Origin of the sequence: Burkholderia sp. E168m23 (genome assembly GCF_016586125.1) — a bacterium.
GTDB lineage: Bacteria > Pseudomonadota > Gammaproteobacteria > Burkholderiales > Burkholderiaceae > Burkholderia > Burkholderia orbicola.
The window spans coordinates 1-5,724 of record NZ_BCPP01000438.1; the positions used below are offsets into that span (position 1 = coordinate 1).

At 65.9% G+C, this 5,724-nt stretch carries 6 protein-coding genes; 2 read left to right on the plus strand and 4 right to left on the minus strand.

Annotated elements, in window-relative coordinates; all coding sequences use genetic code 11:
- Nucleotides 1–425, minus strand: a 425-nt coding sequence (gene lysM, locus JMF90_RS21355; RefSeq protein WP_201325403.1) for a peptidoglycan-binding protein LysM, incomplete at its 3' end; no start/stop codon positions are given.
- A gap of 15 nt (nucleotides 426–440) precedes the next feature.
- Here lysM and JMF90_RS21360 point away from each other — a divergent pair.
- The gene (locus tag JMF90_RS21360) at nucleotides 441–611 is read left to right on the plus strand and encodes a hypothetical protein (RefSeq protein ID WP_166488141.1); all 171 of its coding nucleotides are present in this window, start codon (nucleotides 441–443) and stop codon (nucleotides 609–611) included.
- A gap of 275 nt (nucleotides 612–886) precedes the next feature.
- Here JMF90_RS21360 and JMF90_RS21365 read toward each other — a convergent pair whose 3' ends face one another.
- The 3 genes from JMF90_RS21365 to gcl form a co-directional block, all read right to left on the minus strand.
- Nucleotides 887–1,780, minus strand: a complete 894-nt coding sequence (locus JMF90_RS21365) for a 2-hydroxy-3-oxopropionate reductase (RefSeq protein WP_011549643.1) — start codon at nucleotides 1,778–1,780, stop codon at nucleotides 887–889.
- 41 nt (nucleotides 1,781–1,821) lie between these two features.
- The gene (hyi, locus tag JMF90_RS21370; RefSeq protein ID WP_011549644.1) at nucleotides 1,822–2,631 is read right to left on the minus strand and encodes a hydroxypyruvate isomerase; all 810 of its coding nucleotides are present in this window, start codon (nucleotides 2,629–2,631) and stop codon (nucleotides 1,822–1,824) included.
- A 124-nt stretch (nucleotides 2,632–2,755) separates the two neighbouring features.
- Nucleotides 2,756–4,531, minus strand: a complete 1,776-nt coding sequence (gene gcl / locus JMF90_RS21375; RefSeq protein ID WP_006478619.1) for a glyoxylate carboligase — start codon at nucleotides 4,529–4,531, stop codon at nucleotides 2,756–2,758.
- A 171-nt stretch (nucleotides 4,532–4,702) separates the two neighbouring features.
- Here gcl and JMF90_RS21380 point away from each other — a divergent pair, with 171 nt between their 5' ends.
- Nucleotides 4,703–5,614 carry a LysR family transcriptional regulator gene (locus tag JMF90_RS21380; protein WP_006478620.1) on the plus strand — a complete coding sequence of 304 codons (912 nt, stop codon included), beginning with the start codon at nucleotides 4,703–4,705 and terminating at the stop codon, nucleotides 5,612–5,614.
- Nucleotides 5,615–5,724 lie beyond the last annotated feature (110 nt).

The following is a 5,724-nucleotide window of genomic DNA, read 5'->3' on the forward strand; positions in this document are numbered from 1 at the left end:
TCCGGGCTCGACAGCATCGGCTTGTTCGCTTCGAAGATCACCGGATACTTGTTCGCATCGCCGTACACTTCCTTGGCGATCGCCGACAGCGTGTCGCCCGGCTTCACGTCGTGGTACTGCACTTCCGGATCGTCCGGCTGCAGATCGTCATCGTTGACGCCCGCGACACCCTGCACGTTGCCGGCCGCGACCTTGACCTTCGCCTTCGTGTCGAGATCGGCGACGCTGCCCGACAGCGTGACGGTGCGCGATGCGCCGTCGAACGCGACGGTCAGGTTCGACGTATCGAGACCTTGCGAGCTGATGTAATTCTTGATTGCGTCGGCCGCAGTCTGGTTCGCGGCATTCGGATCTTCCGCTGCTTGCGCATCGGCGTGACCCAGCAGTTTTTCACCCGCCTCTTTAATAAACGAAAGAAGACCCATCGTTGCACTCCTTAGGTGGTTGAAAAGAAAACGCGCCGTGAAGTGGCGAAAAAAACACCGCGCTGGGTGCGGACCCCGGAAGGGGCGCGCAAGCGCGGCGGTTTTCTCGAAAGGCGTGGCGAAAGTGTAGGCGTTCAACGCGACGATTGCATGAAAAATCGCACGCTCGAACGTAAAGAAATGTAATACGCGAAATCCGACAGGCGGACACCCGACGACGACGTCTGACCGACCAAGGCTTCCCCGGCGCCGCCGGGTGCCGCTGCGGACCCCACCACGCCGCTCTCAGCCCAGAGCGGCGTTTTTCGCCCCGTCCCGCATGCCGTTGGCGATGCGGGGCGGGGCGCCCCACCGTGATGCGCGCGTGCATCGCGCATCGATGCGACCGGCCGCGGCCGAATCGCGTGTATGCGTCGCGCGCGTCCGCGATCGCAGCACAAACGCGCGTTGCGGCATCCGCGTTACGCGGCCGGCGTCTGGCCGATCTCGAAGTTCGACATGATCTCGAGCGCGCGCACGAGTGCCGAGTGATCCCATGCCTTGCCGCCGTGCGATGCGCACACGCTGAACAGCTGCTGCGCGCTCGCGGTGTGCGGCAGCGCGAGGCCGAGCTTGCGTGCGCCGTCGAGCGCGAGGTTCAGGTCCTTCTGGTGCAGCTCGATGCGGAAGCCCGGATCGAACGTGCGCTTGGTCATCCGCGCACCGTGTACTTCGAGGATGCGCGACGCTGCGAAGCCGCCCATCAGCGCCTGGCGCACGCGCTCCGGATCGGCGCCCGAGCGGGCGGCGAACAGCAGCGCTTCGCCGACCGCCTCGATGTTCAGCGCGACGATGATCTGGTTCGCGACCTTGCAGGTCTGGCCCGCGCCGTTGTCGCCGACGAGCGTGATGTTCTTGCCCATCTTCTCGAACAGCGGCTTCGCGCGTTCGAACGCCTTCTCCGGGCCGCCGACCATGATCGTCAGCGTCGCTTCGCGGGCGCCGACTTCGCCGCCGGACACCGGCGCGTCGAGGTAGTCGCAGCCGAGCGCGTTGATCTGCTTCGCGAACGCCTGCGTGTCGAGCGGCGAGATCGAGCTCATGTCGATCACGAGCTTGCCGGCCGTCAGGCCTTTCGCGACGCCGTCGTCGGCGAACAGCACGTTACGCACGTCCGGCGTGTCCGGCACCATCGAGATGATGATGTCCGCGTGCTGCGCGACTTCGGTCGAGTTCGCGACGACCTTCGCGTTCCCGCGCAGGTCGTCCGGAATCGGGAACGCGCCGTTCACGACGAGTTGATGATCGCCCTTGAGCAGGTTGCGCGCCATGTGCGCGCCCATGATGCCGAGGCCGATGAAACCGATGGTTGCCATGTGAAAGTCTCCTATGGGGCTGAAAACGGGAAGGGTGCGATTCAGGCGGCGCGACGCGCCGAGGCCGGTGCGCAGCCGGCCACGCTTTGCAGCCAGCCGAGGCCTTCCGTCGTGGTGGTACGGGGCTTGTATTCGCAGCCGACGTAGCCGGCATAGCCGAGCCGGTCGAGCAGCGCGAACAGGAACGCATAGTTGATCTCGCCGGTGCCCGGCTCGTTGCGGCCCGGGTTGTCCGCGAGCTGGACGTGGCCGATCGACGCGAGATTGCGTTCGATCGTCGCGGCCAGTTCGCCTTCCATGCGTTGCATGTGATAGATGTCGTACTGCAGGAACAGGTTGTCCGAGCCGACCGCGCGGATCACGTCGAGCCCTTCCGACGAGCGGTTCAGCGCGAAGCCCGGGATGTCGAAGCTGTTGCACGGCTCGACGAGCAGGCGGATGCCTTCGCGCTTCAGTGCGTCGGCGGCGAAGCGCAGGTTGTCGACGATCGTCACGAACGTCTTGTCGCGCGCCGTGCTCGCCGACGGAATGCCGACGAGGCAGTTCAGCTGGGGCACCTTCAGCGCCTTCGCGTACTCGATCGCACGGCCGACGCCTTCCTGGAATTCGCCGACGCGATCGGGCAGGCACGCGATGCCGCGCTCGCCCTGGTCCCAGTTGCCGGCGGGCAGGTTGTGCAGCACGAGGCGCAGGCGATGCGTCTCGAGCCGCTCGGCGAGTTCCTCTTTCGCGTACGGGTACGGGAACAGGAACTCGACGGCGTCGAAGCCCGCGTCCGCGGCCGCCTTGAAGCGGTCGAGGAACGGCACTTCGTTGAACAGCATGGTCAGGTTTGCAGCAAACTTCGGCATGAGCTAAGCCTCTTCGGTCGGTCAGTCAAAAAAGTCGTGCGGTTCAGTCGGTTCAGTCGGTTCAGTCGGTTCAGTCGGTTCAGTCGGTTCAGTCGGTTCAGTCGGTTCAGTCGGTTCAGTCGGTTCAGTCGAGCATCGAGATCGCGGTCGGGGCGTGCTCGGCCTTTTCGGCGAGATCCTCGAACTCGTTGATCGCGTCGATTTCGGTGCCCATCGAGATGTTCGTCACGCGCTCGAGGATCACTTCGACGACCACCGGCACGCTGAATTCTTCCGCGAGCGTTTGCGCCTGGCGCAGCGCCGGCTCGATCTCTTCCGGCTTGAACACGCGCAGCGCCTTGCAGCCGAGGCCTTCCGCGACGGCCACGTGGTCGACGCCGTAACCGTTCAGTTCCGGCGCGTTCACGTTGTCGAACGCGAGCTGCACGCAGTAGTCCATGTCGAACGCGCGCTGCGCCTGGCGGATCAGCCCGAGGTACGAGTTGTTCACGACGACGTGCACGTACGGCAGCTTGAATTGCGCGCCGGCCGCCAGCTCCTCGATCATGAACTGGAAGTCGTAGTCGCCGGACAGCGCGACGATCGGGCGGCTCGGGTCGGCTGCACGCACGCCGAGCGCCGCGGGGATCGTCCAGCCGAGCGGGCCGGCCTGGCCGCAGTTGATCCAGTTGCGTGCCTTGAACACGTGCAGGAACTGCGCGGCGGCGATCTGCGACAGGCCGATCGTGCTGACGTAGCAGGTATCGCGGCCGAACACCTTGTTCATCTCTTCGTACACGCGCTGCGGCTTGACCGGCACGTTGTCGAAGTGCGTCTTGCGCTGCAGCGTGCGCTTGCGCGCCTGGCAGTCGGCGACCCACGCGCTGCGGTCCTTGAGCTTGCCGGCGGCCTTCCATTCCCGCGCGACCGCGACGAACAGTTCGAGTGCCGCCTTCGCGTCGGACACGATGCCGAGGTCCGGGCCGAACACGCGGCCGATCTGCGTCGGCTCGATATCGACGTGCACGAACTTGCGGCCCTTCGTATAGACCTCGACGCTGCCCGTGTGGCGGTTCGCCCAGCGGTTGCCGATGCCGAGCACGAAGTCGGATGCGAGCAGCGTCGCGTTGCCGTAGCGGTGCGACGTCTGCAAGCCGACCATGCCGGCCATCAGCGGGTGGTCGTCGGCAATCGCGCCCCACGACATCAGCGTCGGGATCACCGGCACGCCGACCGTTTCGGCGAACTGCACGAGCAGGTCTTCGGCCGCCGCGTTGAGCACGCCGCCGCCCGACACGATCAGCGGCTTGTCCGCGTCGTTGAGCATCGCGAGCGCCTTCTCGATCTGCGCGCGGGTGGCCGCGGGCTTGTAGACCGGCAGCGGTTCGTACGTGTCGATGTCGAATTCGATTTCGGCGAGCTGCACGTCGATCGGCAGGTCGACCAGCACGGGGCCCGGGCGGCCCGAGCGCATCAGGTGGAACGCCTGCTGGAACACGCGCGGCACGAGCGCCGGTTCGCGCACGGTGACGGCCCACTTCGTGACCGGCTTCGCGATCGATTCGATGTCGACGGCCTGGAAGTCTTCCTTGTAGAGACGCGCGCGCGGTGCCTGGCCGGTGATCGCGAGGATCGGAATCGAGTCGGCGGACGCGGAATAGAGGCCGGTGATCATGTCGGTGCCGGCGGGGCCCGACGTGCCGATGCAAACGCCGATGTTGCCGGGGGCGGCACGCGTGAAGCCTTCGGCCATGTGCGATGCACCTTCGACGTGGCGCGCCAGCACGTGGCTGATGCCGCCCGACTTGCGCATGGCCGAGTAGAACGGATTGATCGCGGCGCCCGGCACGCCGAACGCGGTCTGGATGCCTTCCTTCTCGAGCACGAGTACGGCTGCGTCGACGGCTCTCATCTTGGCCATGAATGTCTCCTTGGATAGTTGAATCTTGCGAATCGGTCTGTTGAGGACACTTTAGGGATGCAGGAAAGGTTTGATAAGATCAGCCGAAGTCGCTTATTTCGAAACTAAAAGTATGGAATGACGGCCGGACGGGGCTTCCCGCCGGTGTCGGAGCCGGGACGGAGACAGGGGATGGATCGTTTCAAGCAGATCGAGACGTTCGTGCGGGTGGCCGATGCCGGCAGCCTCGCGGCGGCGGCGTTGGAGGAAGGTGTGTCGCCAGTGGTGCTCGGGCGGCGCATCGACGCGCTGGAGAAGCGCCTCGGCGTGAAGCTGATGTACCGCTCGACGCGGCGGCTGGTCGTCAGCGAGGAGGGCGCCGCGTTCCTCGAGCGCTGTCGCGGGCTGCTGTCCGAATGGGATCAGGCCGAGAACGAACTGGCCGCCGGTCGGCGCGCGGTCAGCGGCCACCTGATCGTGTCGGCGCCGGCCGCGTTCGGGCGCAAGCACGTCGCGCCGCACGCGCCGGGCTTCCTCGCCGACAAGCCGGAGATGCAGCTGTCGTTCAACCTGACCGACCGCGTCGTCGATCTCGTGCGCGAAGGCTACGACCTGTCGATCCGGATCGGCGGCGCGGTCGATCCGAATTTCGTCGCGGTGAAGCTCGCGTCGAACCGGCGCGTGGTGTGCGGCACGCCCGACTATTTCCGCCTGCACGGCCGGCCGAAGTCGCTCGACGACCTGCTGAAGCACAACTGCCTGGCGTTCAACCTGCAGGGCGGGCAGAACCGCGGCTGGTATTTCCAGCGCCACGGCAAGATCGCGACGATGCGCGTGACCGGCAATCTCGACTGCAACGACGGCGAGCTGCTGCACCGCTGGGTGGCCGAGGGGCTCGGGCTCGGCTGGCGCTCGACGTGGGAAATCGCCGCGCAACTCGAAACGGGCGAGCTCGAGACCGTACTCGACGACTATGCGCTGCCGGACTACGACATCCTCGCGGTCTATCCGCAGCAGCGCTACGTGCCGGCGCGCGTGCGCTACTTCATCGACTACCTGCGCGAAGCGTATGCACGCCCCGGCTACTGGAGCACCACGCCGTAACGGGCGGCCCGCCTGGCCGTCCGGCGATTTTTTTACGCTTCATGCGTGCCGCGCGGGAATAAACTCGACGCAGCGGCGGTAAGGTCATCGAGCGCGCACGTTGCCGGTCT

Bases quoted from the DNA above. Each gene is read 5' to 3' on its own strand.
- JMF90_RS21365 (WP_011549643.1), bottom strand. From the start codon at position 1,780: ATGGCAACCATCGGTTTCATCGGCCTCGGCATCATGGGCGCGCACATG.
- hyi (WP_011549644.1), bottom strand. From the start codon at position 2,631: ATGCCGAAGTTTGCTGCAAACCTGACCATGCTGTTCAACGAAGTGCCG.
- gcl (WP_006478619.1), bottom strand. From the start codon at position 4,531: ATGGCCAAGATGAGAGCCGTCGACGCAGCCGTACTCGTGCTCGAGAAG.
- JMF90_RS21380 (WP_006478620.1), top strand. From the start codon at position 4,703: ATGGATCGTTTCAAGCAGATCGAGACGTTCGTGCGGGTGGCCGATGCC.